Here is a 17,243-nt window from a genome sequence, read left to right as displayed (position 1 = left end):
ACAACTCAATCCTCGAAGCGCACCGGGCAGCGCTCGGCGCCTTCGAGCTTCTGGATTTCCTCGGTGACCGGCGGCCGCGCCCGGCGCAGGATCAGGCTGCGGTTCTGCGCCAGCAGGCGGCGCGCTTCCTGGTGGAGCATTTCCACCCCGGCGTAGTCGATGAAGTTGACGTGGTGGGCGTCGATGATCACCCGCTCGCCGCTGCTGCGCTGGAGCAACTGCTGCAGGTAGTGGCAGGCGCCGAAGAAGATCGAGCCCTCGACCCGCAGCAGCTCCTCCTCGCCCTCTCTCCAGACCTTCACCCGCGGTTGCGAGGTGCGCTTGAGGTAGAAGAACAGCGAGGCCAGCACCCCGGCATAGATCGCCGTCTGCAACTCCAGCAGCAGGGTCGCCAGCAGGGTCAGGCTCATCACCAGGAACTCCGAGCGGCTGACCCGAAACAGCGCGCGCACTCCGGCAATATCCATCAGGCCCCAGCAGATCAGCAGGATGCTGGCGGCCATGCTGGGTAGCGGGATATGCGCGATCAGGCGCGCGCCGATCAGGGCGAACAGGGCCACCAGCAGCGCGGAGAACACCCCGGCCAGGGGCGAGCGCGCGCCGGCCTGCAGGTTCAGCGCCGAGCGGGTGAAGGAGCCGGCCGACAGTGAGGCGGAGAACCAGGCGCCCACCAGGTTGGACAGGCCCTGGGCGCGGACTTCCTGGTTGGCGTCGAGAAACTGCTGGGACTTGCTGGCCAGGGCCCGGGCGATCGACAGGCTGGTGACCAGGCCGAGCATGCCGCAGGCCACCGCCGCCGGCAGCAGCTGGAGAATGGTCGACAGCTCCAGGCGCAGCGGGCTGAACGGCGGCAGCTGACCCTCGAAGGCGCTGACCAGGGCGATGCCGGCAGTCAGCCGCTGCGGCAGCAGCAGCACCAGCAGGCTGCCAGCCACCAGGCCCAGCAGCAGCGCCGGCAAGCGCGGCCAGAGGTGGCGGATGAGCAGGCTGACGGCCAGGGTGAACAGCGCCAGCGCCAGGGAGCACCAGTCGGTTTCCGGCAGGTGCTCGCCGAGGTTGAGCAGGGTCGCCAGCGCCGTGGCCTGGCTGGGCATGCTGATGCCGAGCAGGTTGGGCAACTGGCCGAGGACGATCACCACGGCGGCGCCGAGGGTGAACCCGAGCACCACCGAGTGGGAGATGAAATTGACCAGGGCGCCGAAGCGCAGCAGCCCCATCAGCCACTGGAACAGGCCGGCGACGAAGGTCAGCAGCAGCACCAGGGCGATGAAGTCCTGGCTGCCGGGTTGGGCCAGCGGGCTGACGCTGGTGAACAGGACGATCGAGATCGCCGCGGTCGGCCCGCAGATCAGGTGCCAGGACGAGCCCCACAGGCAGGCGATGATCACCGGTACTATCGCGGCGTACAGGCCATATTCGGCCGGCAGGCCGGCGATCAGCGCGTAGGCGATCGATTGTGGCAGGGCCAGAATGGCGCCGGTCATGCCCACCAGCAGATCATTGCCGAGGCTACGCGGGCTGGTGTTGGGCAGCCATCTGAGGAACGGCAAGAGGGTCTGGCGGTTGGGTAGCGGCATCGAGGCGGCGTCTGTCCGGTGGCTGGCGAGGGGCTGTCCAGTCGATTACAGATCCCGAATTATCCGGGATAGCCGCACAGGGGTCACCCTGTGCGGCCTGGTGACTCAGAGTTTAGCCTTGATCGCCGCCAGCGCGTCGCCGCCATCCTGGGTGGTAACGCCTGCCAGCCAGCCGTCGAGCACCTGCGGATTGGCTTGCAGCCAGGCCTTGATCGCCTCGGCGTTGCTGGCCTGCTTGCTCAGCACCTTGTCCATGATGGAGTTTTCCATGTCCTGAGTGAAGGTCAGGTTGCTCAGCAGCTTGCCGACGTTCGGGCACTGTTCGGCAAAGCCCTTGCGTGCCAGGGTGTTGACGCTGCCGCTTTCGCCGAAGTACTTCTCGCCACCGCGCAGGTATTTCATGTCGTAGTTGACGTTCATCGGGTGCGGGGTCCAGCCGAGGAACACCACGAACTCGTTGCGCTTCACCGCGCGGCCGACCTGCACCAGCATCGCCTGCTCGCTCGACTCCACCAGCTTCCAGTCGCCCAGGCCGAACTCGTCGGACTCGATCATCTGCCGGATCGACTCGTTGGCCGGCGAGCCCGAGGCGATGCCGTAGAGCTTGTGGCCGAACTTGTCGGCGAACTTGTCGAGGTCGGCGAAGGTCTTCACCCCCGCCTCGTAGGCGTAGGTCGGCACGGCCAGGGTGTACTCGGTGCCATCGAGGTTCTGCGCCAGCTTGGCCACTTCGCCGCTGGCGACGAACTTGTCGTAGTTGCTCTGTTGCGCCGGCATCCAGTTGCCGAGGAACACATCGACCTGGCCCTTCTGCAGCCCGGCGAAGATGATCGGTACCGCCAGGGTCTGGGACTGGGCCTGGTAGCCCAGGCCCTCGAGCAGGAAGCTGGCGATGCCGTTGGTCACGGCGATGTCGCTCCAACCCGGATCGCCGAGTTTCACCGTGGCGCACTGGGCGTCTTCGGCGTGGACCTGAAAGGTGCCCGCGGCCATCAGCAGGCTCGCGGCAAACAGGGTGCTGATCTTGTTCATGGCTTGTCTCCACTTACTCTTTTAGTTTTAGGTGCACGCTTGTCGGATGTTGAAATCACACTTGAGGGTAGCGGGCGCGGCGTTCCAGATCGTCCAGGTCGATGTGGTTGCGCATGTACTGCTGGCTGGCGTCGACCAGGGGTTGATGGTCCCAGCTCTTGAGCTTGCCGTGGGTCAGGGCGTCGGCGACGAAACGCCGGCGGCGCTGGCTGTCCAGGGTGGCCTGGTGGATCGCGGGGATGTCCCAGCGCGCCTTGGCCTCATCGATCAGACTGCCCAGCAGGGCCTGATGATCCGGCGAGGCGGCGAGGTTTTCCCGTTCCTGGGGATCCTGGCTGAGGTCGAACAGCAGCAGCGGGTCCTGCTCAGAGTAGATGAACTTGTAGGCGCCACGGCGGATCATCATCAGCGGGCTGGTGGTGCCTTCGGCCATGTACTCGCCGATCACCTCATCGTGGCCGCCCGAGCCGTCTAGGTGCGCCAGCAGCGAGCGGCCGTCCAGGGGCAGGTTCGCCTCGAGCGTGCCACCGGCCAGCTCGACCAGGGTCGGCAGCAGGTCCATGGTCGACACCGACTGGCTGACCCGGTGCGCGGCGAAGCGCTTGGGGGCGTGCACCAGCAGCGGTACCCTGGCGGCCATCTCGAACCAGTGCATCTTGTACCAGAGGCCGCGCTCGCCAAGCATGTCGCCGTGGTCGCCGGAGAAGACAATGATGGTGTCCTCGGCCAGGTTGCAGTCCTTGAGGGTCTTGAGCAGCTTGCCGATATTGCTGTCGATGTAGCTGCAGGCGCCGTAGTAGGCACGCCTTGCGTCCTTGATCTTGTGTTCGGGCAGCGGCTTGTCCCACAGGTCGATGACCTTGAGCAGGCGCTGCGAGTGCGGATCCTGCTCGGCCTGGTCGATGGTCTGGCTGGGCAGCGGAATGTCGACGCCCTCGTACAGGTTCCAGAACTCCTCGGGGATGGTGTAGGGGTCGTGCGGATGGGTCATCGACACGGTCAGGCAGAACGGCTGGTCGCCGCTCATCCGCACATGGTCATAGAGGTACTGCTGGGCCTTGAACACCACTTCTTCGTCGAAGTCGAGCTGGTTGGTGCGCACGCTCGGGCCGGCCTGCAGCACCGAGGACATGTTGTGGTACCAGGACAGGCGCTGCTCCGGCTCGTCCCAGTTCACCGCCCAGCCATAGTCGGCCGGGTAGATGTCGCTGGTCAGGCGCTCTTCATAGCCGTGCAGCTGGTCCGGGCCGCAGAAGTGCATCTTGCCCGACAGGGCGGTGCGGTAGCCAAGGCGGCGCAGGTAGTGGGCGTAGGTCGGCACATCGCCGGGGAAGTCGGCGGCGTTGTCGTAGGCGCCGATCTTGCTCGGCAGCTGGCCGCTGACCAGGGTGAAGCGCGAGGGTGCGCACAGCGGGCTGTTGCAGTAGGCCGAATCGAAGACCACGCCTTCGCTGGCCAGACGCATCAGGTTGGGCAGCTTGATCGGCGAGGCGGCGTCGTGCAGTGGCAGGATAGGCGCGGCCATCTGGTCGGCCATGATGAAGAGGATGTTGGGACGTTTCATGGCGAGCCGGTTTTCCATATAAAAGATTTATGCGAAATTGCGGCTTGGATAGTCTCCCCTGCAGAAACTGTGGTAAACCCGCTGCAGGCACATGACTCGGATAAGTAGAGCTTATGTTTGAGAGCATCGAGGGGATTTCCCTGGACGCGCTGCGGGTGTTCGAGTCCGCCGCGCGCCACCTCAGTTTCACCGCGGCGGCGAGCGAGCTGGGTAGCAGTCAGCCGGCGATCAGCCAGCAGATCAAGCGCCTGGAGCAGCAGTTGGAGACCCGTCTGTTCGATCGGGTCTACCGCGGCATCGTCCTCACCGAAGCGGGTGAGCTGCTGCAGCGCTACGTCCAGGCCGGCCTGGAATCACTCGATGCCGGCCTGATGGCGGTCACCGCCCGGCAGCAGCATGAGGTGCTGCAGGTAGCCACCGATTTCGCCTTCGCCGCCTACTGGCTGATGCCGCGCCTGCCGCGGTTTCACCAACTCCACCCGGAAGTGGACGTCAGCCTGATCAGCAGCGCGCGCGACCTGGGCACCCTGCCCTCGGACATCGACGTGGCCATCGCCTTCGGCGACGGCCGCTTCAAGCATGGCGAGGCCCACCTGTTGTTTCACGAGGAGGTGTTCCCGGTGTGCGGCCCGCAGCTGCTCAAGGGCCGCCAGTTGCCGCTGCCGGCCAGCGCCCTGGCCGAGTTGCCGCTGCTGCACCTGCGCCCGGAAAGCCGCTCGCGCTGGTTCGACTGGAGCGGCGTGTTCCGTGCCTATGGCGTTGCCGCCACCCCGGGCGCCGGTGCGCTGCGTTTCGACAACTACACCCTGCTGATCCAGGCGGCGATCGCCGGCCAGGGCGTGGCCATCGGCTGGCGCCACCTGGTCGATGAGCTGCTGGCCCAGGACTTGCTGTGCCGGGTGTGTGCCGACGAGGTGCGCTCCGAGTTCGGCTATTACGTGGTGCTGCCCGAACGCAAGCGTCGCCAGCGCCTGACCCAGCAGTTCGTCGACTGGCTGCAAAGCGAGTTGCATGAGGGGTGAAGGCATCCGCCGAACGGACGAAATGACGGCGCCGGGGCACCCTACACTGCAAGGTAGGTAGACGATTTTCGTATACTGCGCCGGTCGGAATCGACAGTTCCGCCCCTCTCCCACTCAACTCTGTGAATCGTCCCGTGAATATCCGTCATTCGATAGTAAGCCTGCTGCTGATCTGCAGCTGTGTTGTCGTTGCATCGAACGCCCTCGCCGCCACTCAGGCGCCGCGCCAGCAGGAGCTGGCCGCCGGCAGTGCGCTGTTGGTCGACCTGGAGACCAACCAGGTGCTCTACTCCAGCAACCCCGATCTGGTGGTGCCGATTGCCTCGGTGACCAAGCTGATGACCGCCCTGGTGACCCTGGATGCCAAGCTGCCGCTCGATGAAGTGCTGCCGATCACCATCCGCGACAACGTGGAGATGAAGGGGGTGTTCTCGCGGGTGCGGGTGGGCAGCGAGATCAGCCGCCGCGAGATGCTGCTGCTGGCCCTGATGTCCTCGGAGAACCGCGCGGCATCCAGTCTGGCCCACCATTACCCGGGCGGTTACGCGGCCTTCGTCGCGGCGATGAACGCCAAGGCCAAGGCCCTGGGCATGCGTCATACCCGCTACGTCGAGCCGACCGGCCTGTCCGAGCGCAACGTCTCCAGTGCCAATGATCTGGTGCTGCTGCTCAAGGCCAGCCAGAACTACCCCTTGCTCGGTCAGTTGAGCACCACCACCGAGCAGACCGTGCGCTTTCGCAAACCCAACTACAGCCTGGGTTTTCGCAACACCAATGCCCTGGTGCGCAAGCCCAACTGGAGCGTGCAGCTGACCAAGACCGGCTACACCGACGAAGCCGGTCACTGCCTGGTGATGCGCACCGTGATGAACAAGCGCCCGGTGGCCTTCGTGGTCCTGGATGCCTTCGGCAAGTACACCCACATGGCCGATGCCAACCGCCTGAAGAAATGGCTGGAGACCGGCAAGGTCAGCCCGGTGCCGGCCGCGGCGATCAGCTACCGCCAGCAGAAGACCCGCGAGCGCCTGGCGGCGCAGTGAGCCGTGACCGACGGCACATAATCCGATTTGGTCTAGACCACTAACCCATACGTGGGTAGCGGCACCCCTGTCGACTGCGCTCTAGTTGGAGCCCGGCGTCGTAACGGCTTTGCCATCGACGCCGGTTACCACTGCTCAACTCCAACTACACGAAGAGCGAACCCTCGATGAACAACCTCACCTCACTGACCCTTGGTCTAGGCCTGGTGCTGGCCGCCGGCCAGGCAGCCGCCTGGTCCCAGCCGACCCACAAGAATATCGTCAAGGACGCCCTGGCCTTCATGAACTCGGCCTATGCCACGCCGGACATGCGTCGTGCCTACCAGTTCTACGTCGGCGCCGCCGGCAGCCAGGCCCAGGCCGGCGAGGTGCTCGGCCAGGCCGCCTATGACGTCGACGACTTCCAGGACACCCGCCTGGGCGGCTGGTGGGTCGGCTACGAGTACGCCCCGGCCGCCGGAGCGGCTGCCTCACTGGTCAACTACACCTCCTACTGGCACTTCATCAACATGGCTCGCCAGGGCGACGCCCACGGCAACGACCATGGCGGCTACGACTACCGCTACCGCAAGGTCGATGGCAGCTGGAGCGGCGACGTCGACTGGTACGCCATGGTCTACCTGTACAACCGCGAGCTGAAGAAGAGCGACTTCGACAGCACCGAGGCGCATTACCGGCAGGGCAGCCGTTCGGACTGGCAGCGGGACTACGGCGACTTCCAGACCAGTGCCTTCCAGCCCATCGACAACCTGGCCCAGTACTGGTTCGAGCAGTTCAAGGCCGCGCCCTCGCTGCAGACCATCGGCTACGCGCTGCATGCCACCGGCGACGTGGCGCAGCCGCATCATGCCTGGGTCACCTCGGGCAACGGCCACTCCGGTTGGGAAGGCTGGGTCGACGACCACTACTTCAGCGAGCAGCTCAACGCGCCGGCGGCGGTGGCCAACCTGGTCGGCCGCTACGATGCGCAGAAGCCGCTGCGCGACCTGCTGACCCAGACCGCCCAGGTGGCCTACCAGCACCCCGAGCCGCTCTACGACACCAGCTATGCGACGCGGCTGCGCATCGCCAAGGAGCTGATTCCCGAGTCCATCGCGCTGACCGTCAACGTGCTGACCAAGGGCGCCAACAGCTTCTATGGTCAGGGCGGGCTCTGAGGTGCTGGTGATCCTGGGACGCACCCTGCTGCTGGGGCTGACCGGCGTCTGCCTGTCGGCCCTGGCCAGTCAGGATCTGGTCATCGATGGCGAGGTCCTGCCCGGCAAGAGCATCGAGCTGCTCGAGCAGGCCCTGAGCCGGGTCGGCGTCGGCGGCGCTGCCGGCCAGCTGCGCCAGGGCCTGGTGGAAAACCACCTGCTGGCCCGCGCCGTGGAGGGCGAGCTGAGCGCTGAGCGCCGCGCCGGGCTGGATGAGCGGGTCGAGCGCGAGGCCAGCAACCTGATCGAACAGGTCCACGGCGGCCAGTTCGATCACGACGTGCGGCCCTTCCTGCGCCAGCCGCAACCACTCGATGCCGAGCGCCTGCGCCGGGTGCTGACGGCGCCGCAACAGGGCGTGGTGCTCGACAGCCTGCAGCTGAGCCCGGCGCAACAGGCCGAGGCCGCCACCGTGCCGTTGATCGCCTGGCAGTTCCCCGGCCGGGCCGAGCGCCACCTCGACTTGCTGACGCTCTATCAGGGCGACAACGTGCAGGGCCGGGTCGAGCTGCAGCAGGGCAACTTGGCCTACCTGGCCGAGCAGGTGCGCCAGTATGCCGAGCGCGATTACCTCTGGTACCAGCTGGCCGGGCAGGGCTTCACCGCCGCCGAGCGCGAGGGCCTGCGCCAGCTGGTGCGCGACAAGCTGGTCCGCCACCAGTACCTGGAGCAGATCGGCCTGCAGGCCGACTTCCACCACGAAACCGAGAGCCTCAGGCAGCTGGCCCGCCGGGTCGGAGACGCCGACGCCCAGGCCTTTTACCGCCGTCATCTGGCGCAGTATCGCAACGTCGCCCAGGTGCAGGCGGCGCACATCCGCCTGGCCGACCAGGCCAGCGCCGACCGGGTGCATGCCGAGCTGCAGGCCGGCCTGGCCTTCGACCAGGCGGTGCGCCGCTATTCCCTGGCCGAGGACCGGAGTCGGACGCCCCCGGGGGATCTCGGCCTGATCCGCCCCCAGGACGGCCAGCTGGACTTTCTGCGCAAGACCGCGCTGCTGCAGAAGGCTGACACGGTTTCCCAGCCGATGCTGATCGCCGGCGCCTTCGAGATCGTCCGGGTGCGCGCACGTGAGGATCGCCAGTTGCCCCTGAGCGATCCCAGCGTGCGCTACGAGGTCAACCAGGCGGTGGCCAAGCAGCAGCTGGCCGCCCAGCTGCAGGCGCGGCTGAAGGCGCTGCTGGCCAACGCCAGGGTAGTGGGCCTGTGAGGCGCTGGCTGGGGGCGGCCCTGCTCTGCTGCTGCGGCGCCGTCGCCGCGGCCGCCTGGTGGACGGCGCCCGAGTCGTCGACTTCGCCCAGGTTGGCGCAGGCCCGCGCGGCCGAGCGCGCACCGCCGTCCTGGTCCGCTGCTCTCCCGGTCGCGCCCGTTGCCGCGCCAGCCGTCGCGCCGGCTACCGCTGCGACTGAGGCGCCGCCTGCCGATGCGACACCGCCCAGCCTCGAACCCCTGGAAGCCCAGGTGCTGATGCAGCTGATGCTCGAGCGCGGCGATCCGCGCAGCCCCCGGCTGGGCGTGCTCAAGCCGCGGCCCACGCCCTCAGCGGCGGTGTTCGCCGACCCGGCCCAGTACCAGGCCTTCGAGGACCAGTACAGTCGCGCCCAGGTGCAGGCCTTCGCCAGCGGCGTGCAGCAGCTTCCCGACATTCGCGCGCGCATCGAGCAGGCGGCTCAGTCCGGCGAGCGCAACGCCGCCGAGCTGGACGAGGCCCGCGCCGCCCTGGAGCAACTGCAGATGCTCAAGGCCAAGCTGCAGCGTGAGGCGCCGGAGTTGTTGCCGGGCGCGCCCTAAGGGCGATATCGAAAGAGGAATCGCCCACGGATTCGGTCAATTATTAAGTTAGAACACCCCATTGGCATTCCGAATATTGCCGCCGCTAATCAGTGAATAAAATCGCATAAAGGTATCAAGCGCTTGAATCGAGTCCCAGTGCTCAACAATTCTTCCGTCTTCAAGGCGCCAGGTATCGACAATATTCATGCCTTTTTTATCGTTGCCCCTGTCAGATTTATTTAGGGTGGCATGGGAGTGGAAGATAACGTAATCGCCATCAACATAGATATGTTTTACGTCATAGGTGTAATCGGGGTAGTCCTCGACGAACTCTTTTAAAAACCCAACCAAGCCAGCGATTTTATCGGGTAGGTTGCGGTTGTGCTGAACATACGAGCTCTCGTTGTAGCGCTCCAGTATGTAGTCGAAATTATGGTTGTTCATCAGGTTCTGCACAAAGTCCGTAATCAAGGTGGCGTTGGCCAGCTCTTGCTCTGTCCAGCTGGGCTTTTGTAATGAGCTCAGGTCAATAACTAGCTTGTCGGCATCTTGGGCAGAGGCAGTAGCACCTGCCAGTATCAGCAGTGTCGATGCGATGATCTTCCACATAAATCGTTCCTCTCGATGTCATTGGTTTGAGGTGAGTGCCATTTACGCTAGATGGTATTAAATAGTAACCTGCACTACAATAAGGCACTAAGATGTGATCTAGGCACATTTTGGTAACCTATGGGTAGGAGTTGGCAAGAGGGCTATGACATGGTGGTGAAGAACAAAGGCCAAGCCAATGCTATAGGCGAAGAGAAAGCCGAAAAGCGGGTGTTCCATAACAACGACGAATGTCCTATCCGTAATGTGGTCGCGCAAATTGGCGACAAATGGTCGGTGCTGATTTTATTTGCACTCGTCGAAGGCCCCGACAGGTTTAATTCTTTGAAATCCAGGGTGGTCGGTGTCTCACAGCGTATGCTCACGCAAACGCTGCGTGACTTGGAGCGAGAAGGGTATGTAAGTCGAACCGTCTACCCCGAAGTACCAGTCAGGGTGGAGTATGAGCTTACAAAAATGGGGAGGGATTTAGTCAAGCCCTTGTATCAGTTGGTTTCTTGGGCAGAAGCGCATCATGACGAAATCCGGCGTTCGCGAAAAGTTTACGATGGGAGAAGTGAGTCGGCCTTGGATTCGTAGACACCTCCAAGCCTCATTATGCGGCCCATAAGGAGGTGCCATAAGCAACCAGCGTTACTCCTAAAGGTTCAAAATTGAAGCGGTCAAGCAGGTGACCGCTTGTGGCCCGCGTGTTGCCGAGTTGGCGAAGCGTTCAGGCGTGTCCGCTTACAGCCTGTACACCCGATGCGTTCGACTACATCGAGATGTTCTATAAACCCGAGCCTCGACACAGCAGCGCTATGCGGCTATCGCCGGTGGAGTTTGAATAACGCTATTTTCAGAGATTGGAGAGTGTCTAGGAAACCCGGGGCGATTCGTTCATCGGCCCGGACGGCGGCCAAGGCGGTGAATGACCAGAGCCGCTTTACAGGTGCTCTTCAGGGCCCAGACTCAAGGGGGTGGGTAGAGGCGCAGCCTGGTGATTCGCCTGCTGCAGTGCGAACCGGTCGGTTCGGCTTCGAGGAAGGCAACGAGACGAGCCTGGGTTGCCGGACTCGATCGCAAGGCAGCAGTCCAGGCGGCACGTCATGCCTGGGCTCGGCACGCATCACCAGGAGTACCCATGGACACATTTCTGCAGAACTGGTCGAGCGCTGCTCTGACCAGTGTCGGTTTTTTCTGGATGGCGCTATGGGCTTTTGCCCTGGGCTATTTGATCTCCAGCCTGATTCAGGTGCTGGTCACCCGTCAGCGCATGCAGGCGATGATGGGCAAGTCCGGACCGAAGAGCGTGGCTATCGCGACCTTCTTCGGCTTCATTTCCAGTTCGTGCAGTTTTGCGGCGCTGTCGACCACGCGCGCCCTGTTCCAGAAGGGCGCTGGGCTGGTCCCCGCGCTGGCCTTCCTGCTGGCATCCACCAATCTGGTGATCGAACTCGGGATCGTCATCACGATTTTCCTCAGCTGGCAGTTTGTTCTGGGTGAATACATCGGCGGTCTTCTGCTGATTGCCTTTGTCTGGCTGTTGGTGCGCCTGACGCGTCCGGAAAAGCTGATTCAGGAGGCCAGAGAGCATCTGGCAGGCGATGGCGATGATGCTCAGGTGGCTTCGTCGGGCTGGAGAGACAAGGTGACTTCGCTGGCCGGCTGGCAGCAGATCGGCATGAAATACGTGATGGAATGGCAGATGGTCTGGCGCGATGTGCTGATCGGCTTCACGGTCGCGGGCATCATCTCGGCCTTCGTGCCTGACAGCTTTTTTGCAATGCTGTTCATCGGCTCTGGCAGCGAATCTGCGCAGAATCCCGGCTTTCTGGTGGTACTGGCGCAGACGCTGGTGGCACCGCTTGCCGCCTTTGCCACCTTCATCGGTTCGATGGGCAACATTCCGCTGGCCGCGCTCTTGCTGGATCACGGGGTGAGTTTCGCCGGCGTGATGGCGTTCATTTTTTCCGATCTGGTGGTGCTACCCGTCCTGCGTATCAATGCCGAGTACTACGGCTGGAAGATGGCGCTGTATATCCTGGCCCTGCTGCTGGTCTGCCTGGTCGCCGCCGCGCTGCTGATGCACTACGGTCTGGTGGCCTTGGACCTGTTGCCCGGCAGTGGCGACGGCGAGCGGATTTCCGAGCGGGCGATGTTCGCGCTGGATTACGGCTTCGTCCTGAACATTGTTTTCCTCGGCATCAGCGCCGTGCTGGCGGGACTCTGGTGGCGGCAGCGCGCCGAGTCCCAGGACGACCACGACCACGGCGACGATGACAGGTCACTCACCGGGTGCATCCTGTGGTTTATCTCGCTGCTTGCCGCGCTCTGGCTGGCGGGCGGCCTGATCATCGCAGCCGTCGGCTACTAGTCGCCAGGCAGTCGCTCGGCCCGGCTGAACTTGAGGTCCGTTTAGGTTAGACAAGGCCTGCTTGTCCATAGGGTTCGGCTATTGGACACAGGCGGCCGAGAGCAGAAGCCCATGCATAAGAAAGCCGCTGCTTGTTCGCGCAAGCAGCGGCTTTTATGTGGCTTGGGGCTAGCAGCGCGCGCTGCGTACCCCTTCGGCCAGATCGCGGCACAGACTCAGCACGCCCTGTACGGCCTGGTCGCTGTCCTCGGCATGGGCGATCTGGTCGATCAGCGCCGAGCCGACCACCACGCCGTCGGCCAGGCGCGCGATGGTCGCCGCGTGTTCCGGGGTGCGGATGCCGAAGCCGATGCTGATCGGCAGATCGGTGTGGCGGCGCAGGCGCGCCACCGCTTGCTCGACGTGCTCGAGGGTCGCCGAGCCGGCACCGGTGACGCCGGCCACCGAGACGTAGTAGACGAAGCCGGAGCTGCCGTTGAGCACGGTAGGCAGGCGCTTGTCGTCGGTGGTCGGGGTGGTCAGGCGGATGAAGTCCAGGCCGGCGGCCTGGGCCGGGTCACAGAGGTCGGCGTTGTGCTCCGGCGGCAGGTCGACCACGATCAGGCCGTCCACTCCAGAGTCGATGGCCTCGGCGATGAAGCGTGGCACGCCGTAGTGGTGGATGGGGTTGAAGTAGCCCATCAGCACCAGCGGGGTGGTCTGGTCGTCCTCGCGGAATGCGCGGACCATCTGCAGGGTCTTGGCCAGGTCCTGCTGGCCTGCCAGGGCGCGAATGTTGGCCAGCTGGATCGCCGGACCGTCGGCCATGGGGTCGGTGAAGGGCATGCCCAGTTCGATCACGTCGGCGCCGGCGGCCGGCAGGCCCTTGAGGATCGCCAGCGAGGCGTCGTAGTGCGGGTCGCCGGCGGTGACGAAGGTCACCAGGGCGGCGCGGTTCTGTTGTTTCAGCTCGGCAAAGCGGCTCTGCAGGCGGCTCATGCTTCGTTCTCCAATTCGCCCATGTGGTGCATCACGGTTTGCATGTCCTTGTCGCCACGGCCGGACAGGTTGACCACCATCAGGTGATCCTTGGGCAGGTCGGGCGCGCGCTTGAACACTTCGGCCAGGGCGTGGGCGCTTTCCAGGGCCGGAATGATGCCTTCCAGGCGGCAGCACTGGTGGAACGCGGCCAGGGCCTCGTCGTCGGTCACCGAGGTGTATTCACCGCGGCCGATGTCGTGCAGCCAGGCGTGTTCCGGGCCGATGCCGGGGTAATCCAGGCCGGCGGAGATCGAGTGGGCGTCGATGATCTGGCCGTCGTCGTCCTGCAGCAGGAAGGTGCGGTTGCCGTGCAGCACGCCCGGCTCGCCGCCATTCAGGCTGGCCGCGTGCTTGCCGGTCTCGATGCCGTGACCGGCGGCTTCGACGCCGATGATCTGCACCGACTGGTCGTCGAGGAACGGGTGGAACAGGCCCATGGCGTTGGAGCCGCCGCCGATGCAGGCGACCAGGCTGTCCGGCAGACGGCCTTCCTGGGCCTGCAGCTGCTCGCGGGTTTCCTTGCCGATCACCGCCTGGAAGTCGCGGACCATGGCCGGGTAGGGGTGCGGACCGGCGACGGTACCGATCAGGTAGAAGGTGTTGTCGACGTTGGTCACCCAGTCGCGCAGGGCCTCGTTCATCGCATCCTTGAGGGTGCCGGTGCCGGCGGTGACCGGGATCACGGTGGCGCCCAACAGCTTCATGCGGAACACGTTGGCCTGCTGCCGGTCGATGTCGGTGGTGCCCATGTAGATCACGCACTCCAGGCCGAAGCGCGCGGCCACGGTGGCGGTGGCAACGCCGTGCATGCCGGCGCCGGTCTCGGCGATGATGCGCTGCTTGCCCATGCGCCGCGCCAGGAGGATCTGGCCGATGCAGTTGTTGATCTTGTGCGCGCCGGTGTGGTTGAGCTCCTCGCGCTTCAGGTAGATCTTCGCCCCGCCGCAGTGCTCGGTCAGGCGCTCGGCGAAGTACAGCGGGCTGGGCCGGCCGACGTAGTCGCGCTGGAAGTAGGCCAGCTCCTTCTGAAAGGCCGGGTCGTCTTTGGCCTTCTCGTATTCGGCGGCCAGGTCGTGGATCAGCGGCATCAGGGTTTCGGCGACGTACTGGCCGCCGAACGAGCCGAACAGGCCCTTGGCGTCGGGGCCGCTGCGCAATGAAGTCATGCTGTTCTCCTGTGAAGTCTGGCCCGCGGGCTGCTCGGGCAATGCACACAGGATAAGGCTGTGTGGCCGTCGGCAAAAGCGATAAGATCGCCGTAACCTGTAAGGAAATCTCACAGATGATCCAGGACCTCCCCCCCCTCAACGCCCTGCGCGCCTTCGAGGCCGCGGCACGCCTGGAGAGCGTCAGCCGGGCGGCAGAGCAACTACATGTGACCCATGGTGCGGTCAGCCGGCAGATTCGGGTACTGGAAGAGCACCTCGGGCTGGCCCTGTTCGTCAAGGAAGGGCGTGGCCTTAAACTCACAGATGCCGGCGTGCGCCTGCGCGATGCCAGCGGCGAGGTCTTCGAGCGTCTGCGCACGGTCTGCAGCGAGTTGCAGCAGGGCCAGGCCGAGGCGCCGTTCGTTCTCGGCTGCCCCGGCAGCCTGCTGGCGCGCTGGTTCATTCCGCGCCTGGACCGGCTCAACCGCGAGCTGCCGGAGCTGCGCCTGCAGCTGTCGGCCAGCGAAGGCGAGCTGGACCCGCGCCGGGCCGGGGTCGATGCCACCCTGCTGTTCGCCGAGCCGCCCTGGCCGGCGGACATGCAGGTGTTCGAGCTGGCCGCCGAACGCATCGGCCCGGTTATGAGTCCGCGCTACGGGCACTATGCCCAGTTGCACCGGGCCTCGCCGGCGGCGCTGCTGGACGAGCCACTGCTGCATACCGTCTCGCGCCCGCAGGCCTGGCCGAACTGGGCCGTCAGCCAGAAGTTGGACGCCGGCGCCCTGCGCCTGGGCCAGGGCTTCGAGCACCTGTACTACCTGCTGGAAGCGGCGGCCGCCGGCCTGGGCGTGGCCATCGCCCCGCAGCAACTGGTCGCCGACGACCTGGTCGGTGGCCGCCTGGTGGCGCCCTGGGGCTTCGTCGAGACCGCGGCGCGCCTGGCCCTGTGGGTGCCGGCGCGGCGCCTGGACAAGCGCGCGCAGGCCCTGGCCGACTGGCTGCGCCGAGAACTGGGTGGCTGAGCGGGGCAACACGAGGTCACGCAGTGGCGACTTCTCGACTAGCGTTTAACTACCCCCCCTGAAGGAGATAACGTCATGTCGGATCACCGCACCTACAAGAAAGTCGAAGTCGTCGGTTCCTCGCGTACCGGCATTGAGGATGCGATCAACAACGCCCTGGCCGAGTGCGCCAAATCGATTCGCAACCTCGACTGGTTCGAGGTCGTGGAGACCCGCGGGCATATCGAGAACGGCAAGGTCGGCCACTATCAGGTCACCCTCAAGGTCGGCTTCCGCATCAGCGATAGCTGAGGCGCGCTGCGGGGCCAGGCTTCGGCCTGGCCGCTGGCCGCGCGCCGCTGGCCGCGCACGTCTGGAAATCGTAGAGTATGCCCGACCAATCAGCTCGGCTATTGCCGCCGCCTCTGTGGCAGCAAGCCGGGCAAGCGAACAGGCAGGGCAGATGAGCGCGTTAGCCAAGACCCGGATTTCCACCCTCGACCTCGCGCCGATTCGTGACGACGGCGGTCCCGAACAGGCGCTGCGCAACTCCCTGGCGCTGGCCCAGCACGTCGAGCGCCTCGGCTTCAGCCGCTTCTGGGTGGCCGAGCACCACAACATGGACGGCATCGCCAGTTCGGCGACGGCGGTGCTGCTCGGCTACCTGGCCGCCGGTACCGCGCGCATCCGCCTCGGCGCCGGTGGGGTGATGTTGCCCAACCATGCGCCCCTGGTGATCGCCGAGCAGTTCGGCACCCTGGCCACCCTGTACCCGGGGCGCATCGACCTGGGCCTGGGCCGCGCGCCCGGCGCCGACCACTTTACCGCCCAGGCGCTACGCCGTGAACGCAGCGGCAGCGCCGAGGATTTTCCCGCGGACCTCGAGGAGTTGCAGGGCTACCTGGGCCCGCGCACGTCCGGGCAGCGGGTGATCGCCATGCCCGGCAGCGGTACCCGGGTGCCGATCTGGCTGCTCGGCTCGAGCCTGTTCAGCGCCCAGCTGGCTGGCGAGAAGGGGCTGCCCTATGCCTTCGCCTCGCACTTCGCCCCGCGCCTCATGCACGAGGCGATTCGCGTCTACCGCAACGCCTTCAGGCCCTCGGCGGTGCTCGATAAACCCTATGTGATGCTTGGCGTGCCGCTGTTGCTGGCCGACAGCGACGAGCAGGCCCAGTACCTGGCCACCACCGCCTACCAGCGGGTGCTGGCGCTGCTGCGTGGCCAGAGCCTGGTGCAGCGACCGCCGGTGGCGAGCATGGACGGGCTGTGGCTGCCCCATGAGCGCGAAGCGGTGGCCGGCCTGCTCGGCCTGGCGATGATCGGCGGGCCGCAGACGGTGGCCCGCCGCCTGGAGCTGCTGCTGGAACAGACCGGCGCCGACGAGCTGATCTTCACCTGCGACCAATACGAGTTCGCCGACCGCCTGCATGCCTTCGACCTGCTTGCCGAGCTGCAGCGCTCCGCTTGAGCGGCTAGAAGGTGCCGCAGCGCAGCACCTTGCCGCGCGCCAGCACCCGGCGCTGGTCGTCGTACAGCCAGGCCTGGGCACTGCTCACCAGCGGCCGGGCCTCGAGGCGGTAGCGCTGGCCGGCGGCGAAGTCGGCATAGCGCAGGCGGATCTCGCAGGTGCGCTGTACCGGCTCGCTCATCAGGTTCCAGCCACCGCCACCGGGCACCTCGAACTGGAAGCGCGCGACCAGCTCGTGGGCGCCGGGCGTCACCTGGAAGTAGCGGCCATCGTCGAGGCGCTGGCCGTCCAGCTCATCGGCCATCAGCAGGTCGCTGGGCGAGGCGTAGAGCTCGACCCAGGCCTGGCCGGGATCGCGTGGCGGCAGGGGCGAGGCGCAGGCGGCGAGCAGCAGGCAGGCGAGTAAGGCAAGGCGGCGCATGGGCGTACCCTCGAGC

General features: G+C 65.4%; 18 protein-coding genes. 11 read left to right on the top strand and 7 right to left on the bottom strand.

Going from position 1 to position 17,243, the window contains the following annotated elements; translation table 11 throughout:
* Nucleotides 1–5: 5 nt before the first annotated feature.
* The 3 genes from AB5S05_RS00735 to betC form a co-directional block, all read right to left on the bottom strand.
* Complete coding sequence (locus AB5S05_RS00735; RefSeq protein WP_369285483.1) at nucleotides 6–1,577, bottom strand: SulP family inorganic anion transporter; 1,572 nt, start codon at nucleotides 1,575–1,577, stop codon at nucleotides 6–8.
* Between the two features lie 105 nt (nucleotides 1,578–1,682).
* Nucleotides 1,683–2,609, bottom strand: a complete 927-nt coding sequence (locus tag AB5S05_RS00730) for a choline ABC transporter substrate-binding protein (RefSeq protein WP_438943518.1) — start codon at nucleotides 2,607–2,609, stop codon at nucleotides 1,683–1,685.
* 55 nt (nucleotides 2,610–2,664) lie between these two features.
* Complete coding sequence (gene betC / locus AB5S05_RS00725; RefSeq protein WP_369285482.1) at nucleotides 2,665–4,173, bottom strand: choline-sulfatase; 1,509 nt, start codon at nucleotides 4,171–4,173, stop codon at nucleotides 2,665–2,667.
* 113 nt (nucleotides 4,174–4,286) lie between these two features.
* On the opposite strand from betC, the gene AB5S05_RS00720 reads away from it, so the two are divergent.
* The 5 genes from AB5S05_RS00720 (at nucleotide 4,287) to AB5S05_RS00700 (ending at nucleotide 9,222) form a co-directional block, all read left to right on the top strand.
* Complete coding sequence (locus AB5S05_RS00720) at nucleotides 4,287–5,195, top strand: choline sulfate utilization transcriptional regulator (protein WP_369285481.1); 909 nt, start codon at nucleotides 4,287–4,289, stop codon at nucleotides 5,193–5,195.
* A gap of 134 nt (nucleotides 5,196–5,329) precedes the next feature.
* Nucleotides 5,330–6,235, top strand: a complete 906-nt coding sequence (pbpG, locus tag AB5S05_RS00715) for a D-alanyl-D-alanine endopeptidase (RefSeq protein ID WP_369285480.1) — start codon at nucleotides 5,330–5,332, stop codon at nucleotides 6,233–6,235.
* 167 nt (nucleotides 6,236–6,402) lie between these two features.
* Nucleotides 6,403–7,392: a phospholipase C/P1 nuclease family protein gene (locus tag AB5S05_RS00710; RefSeq protein ID WP_369285479.1), complete on the top strand. Its 990-nt coding sequence runs from the start codon at nucleotides 6,403–6,405 to the stop codon at nucleotides 7,390–7,392.
* A 1-nt stretch (nucleotide 7,393) separates the two neighbouring features.
* The gene (locus tag AB5S05_RS00705; RefSeq protein ID WP_369285478.1) at nucleotides 7,394–8,641 is read left to right on the top strand and encodes a peptidylprolyl isomerase; all 1,248 of its coding nucleotides are present in this window, start codon (nucleotides 7,394–7,396) and stop codon (nucleotides 8,639–8,641) included.
* Between the two features lie 251 nt (nucleotides 8,642–8,892).
* Entirely contained in the window at nucleotides 8,893–9,222 is a 330-nt protein-coding gene (locus AB5S05_RS00700; protein WP_369285477.1) for a hypothetical protein, read from the top strand.
* Between the two features lie 48 nt (nucleotides 9,223–9,270).
* Here the strand turns inward: AB5S05_RS00700 and AB5S05_RS00695 are convergent, their stop codons facing one another.
* Nucleotides 9,271–9,813, bottom strand: a complete 543-nt coding sequence (locus AB5S05_RS00695; protein WP_369285476.1) for a nuclear transport factor 2 family protein — start codon at nucleotides 9,811–9,813, stop codon at nucleotides 9,271–9,273.
* 150 nt (nucleotides 9,814–9,963) lie between these two features.
* Between AB5S05_RS00695 and AB5S05_RS00690 the strand changes: the two genes are divergently transcribed.
* The 3 genes from AB5S05_RS00690 (at nucleotide 9,964) to AB5S05_RS00680 (ending at nucleotide 12,169) form a co-directional block, all read left to right on the top strand.
* Nucleotides 9,964–10,392 (top strand): winged helix-turn-helix transcriptional regulator, encoded by a 429-nt coding sequence (locus tag AB5S05_RS00690; RefSeq protein ID WP_369285475.1) that lies wholly within the window; start codon nucleotides 9,964–9,966, stop codon nucleotides 10,390–10,392.
* A gap of 73 nt (nucleotides 10,393–10,465) precedes the next feature.
* On the top strand, nucleotides 10,466–10,588 hold the full coding sequence (locus AB5S05_RS00685; protein WP_438943525.1) for a hypothetical protein: 123 nt from the start codon (nucleotides 10,466–10,468) through the stop codon (nucleotides 10,586–10,588).
* A gap of 348 nt (nucleotides 10,589–10,936) precedes the next feature.
* Complete coding sequence (locus tag AB5S05_RS00680; protein ID WP_369285474.1) at nucleotides 10,937–12,169, top strand: permease; 1,233 nt, start codon at nucleotides 10,937–10,939, stop codon at nucleotides 12,167–12,169.
* Nucleotides 12,170–12,337: 168 nt separating this feature from the next.
* Here AB5S05_RS00680 and trpA read toward each other — a convergent pair whose 3' ends face one another.
* Together trpA and trpB are read right to left on the bottom strand one after the other, a co-directional pair.
* Nucleotides 12,338–13,147 carry a tryptophan synthase subunit alpha gene (trpA, locus tag AB5S05_RS00675; RefSeq protein ID WP_369285473.1) on the bottom strand — a complete coding sequence of 270 codons (810 nt, stop codon included), beginning with the start codon at nucleotides 13,145–13,147 and terminating at the stop codon, nucleotides 12,338–12,340.
* Entirely contained in the window at nucleotides 13,144–14,355 is a 1,212-nt protein-coding gene (trpB, locus tag AB5S05_RS00670) for a tryptophan synthase subunit beta (RefSeq protein ID WP_369285472.1), read from the bottom strand. The genes trpA and trpB overlap by 4 nt, the downstream gene beginning before the upstream one ends.
* Before the next feature lie 116 nt (nucleotides 14,356–14,471).
* Between trpB and AB5S05_RS00665 the strand changes: the two genes are divergently transcribed.
* The 3 genes from AB5S05_RS00665 to AB5S05_RS00655 all read left to right on the top strand — a co-directional run bounded on the left by AB5S05_RS00665 (nucleotide 14,472) and on the right by AB5S05_RS00655 (nucleotide 16,806).
* Nucleotides 14,472–15,359 carry a LysR family transcriptional regulator gene (locus AB5S05_RS00665; RefSeq protein WP_369285471.1) on the top strand — a complete coding sequence of 296 codons (888 nt, stop codon included), beginning with the start codon at nucleotides 14,472–14,474 and terminating at the stop codon, nucleotides 15,357–15,359.
* A gap of 75 nt (nucleotides 15,360–15,434) precedes the next feature.
* Nucleotides 15,435–15,650 (top strand): dodecin, encoded by a 216-nt coding sequence (locus tag AB5S05_RS00660; RefSeq protein WP_369285470.1) that lies wholly within the window; start codon nucleotides 15,435–15,437, stop codon nucleotides 15,648–15,650.
* Nucleotides 15,651–15,801: 151 nt separating this feature from the next.
* The gene (locus AB5S05_RS00655) at nucleotides 15,802–16,806 is read left to right on the top strand and encodes an LLM class flavin-dependent oxidoreductase (protein WP_369285469.1); all 1,005 of its coding nucleotides are present in this window, start codon (nucleotides 15,802–15,804) and stop codon (nucleotides 16,804–16,806) included.
* A gap of 4 nt (nucleotides 16,807–16,810) precedes the next feature.
* Here AB5S05_RS00655 and AB5S05_RS00650 read toward each other — a convergent pair whose 3' ends face one another.
* Nucleotides 16,811–17,227: a PA0061/PA0062 family lipoprotein gene (locus tag AB5S05_RS00650; protein ID WP_369285468.1), complete on the bottom strand. Its 417-nt coding sequence runs from the start codon at nucleotides 17,225–17,227 to the stop codon at nucleotides 16,811–16,813.
* Nucleotides 17,228–17,243: the final 16 nt, after the last annotated feature.

Origin of the sequence: Pseudomonas zhanjiangensis (assembly GCF_041027545.1) — a bacterium.
Classification (GTDB): domain Bacteria; phylum Pseudomonadota; class Gammaproteobacteria; order Pseudomonadales; family Pseudomonadaceae; genus Aquipseudomonas; species Aquipseudomonas zhanjiangensis.
Note: the sequence above shows the minus strand (reverse complement) of the source record. Positions and strands in the feature narration are given on the sequence as shown.

Excerpts from the sequence above, each read along its gene's own strand:
- AB5S05_RS00735 (WP_369285483.1), bottom strand. The coding sequence starts at position 1,577 with ATGCCGCTACCCAACCGCCAGACCCTCTTGCCGTTCCTCAGATGGCTG.
- AB5S05_RS00730 (WP_438943518.1), bottom strand. The coding sequence starts at position 2,609 with ATGAACAAGATCAGCACCCTGTTTGCCGCGAGCCTGCTGATGGCCGCG.
- betC (WP_369285482.1), bottom strand. The coding sequence starts at position 4,173 with ATGAAACGTCCCAACATCCTCTTCATCATGGCCGACCAGATGGCCGCG.
- AB5S05_RS00720 (WP_369285481.1), top strand. The coding sequence starts at position 4,287 with ATGTTTGAGAGCATCGAGGGGATTTCCCTGGACGCGCTGCGGGTGTTC.
- AB5S05_RS00710 (WP_369285479.1), top strand. The coding sequence starts at position 6,403 with ATGAACAACCTCACCTCACTGACCCTTGGTCTAGGCCTGGTGCTGGCC.
- AB5S05_RS00695 (WP_369285476.1), bottom strand. The coding sequence starts at position 9,813 with ATGTGGAAGATCATCGCATCGACACTGCTGATACTGGCAGGTGCTACT.
- AB5S05_RS00690 (WP_369285475.1), top strand. The coding sequence starts at position 9,964 with ATGGTGGTGAAGAACAAAGGCCAAGCCAATGCTATAGGCGAAGAGAAA.
- AB5S05_RS00680 (WP_369285474.1), top strand. The coding sequence starts at position 10,937 with ATGGACACATTTCTGCAGAACTGGTCGAGCGCTGCTCTGACCAGTGTC.
- trpA (WP_369285473.1), bottom strand. The coding sequence starts at position 13,147 with ATGAGCCGCCTGCAGAGCCGCTTTGCCGAGCTGAAACAACAGAACCGC.
- trpB (WP_369285472.1), bottom strand. The coding sequence starts at position 14,355 with ATGACTTCATTGCGCAGCGGCCCCGACGCCAAGGGCCTGTTCGGCTCG.
- AB5S05_RS00665 (WP_369285471.1), top strand. The coding sequence starts at position 14,472 with ATGATCCAGGACCTCCCCCCCCTCAACGCCCTGCGCGCCTTCGAGGCC.
- AB5S05_RS00660 (WP_369285470.1), top strand. The coding sequence starts at position 15,435 with ATGTCGGATCACCGCACCTACAAGAAAGTCGAAGTCGTCGGTTCCTCG.
- AB5S05_RS00655 (WP_369285469.1), top strand. The coding sequence starts at position 15,802 with ATGAGCGCGTTAGCCAAGACCCGGATTTCCACCCTCGACCTCGCGCCG.
- AB5S05_RS00650 (WP_369285468.1), bottom strand. The coding sequence starts at position 17,227 with ATGCGCCGCCTTGCCTTACTCGCCTGCCTGCTGCTCGCCGCCTGCGCC.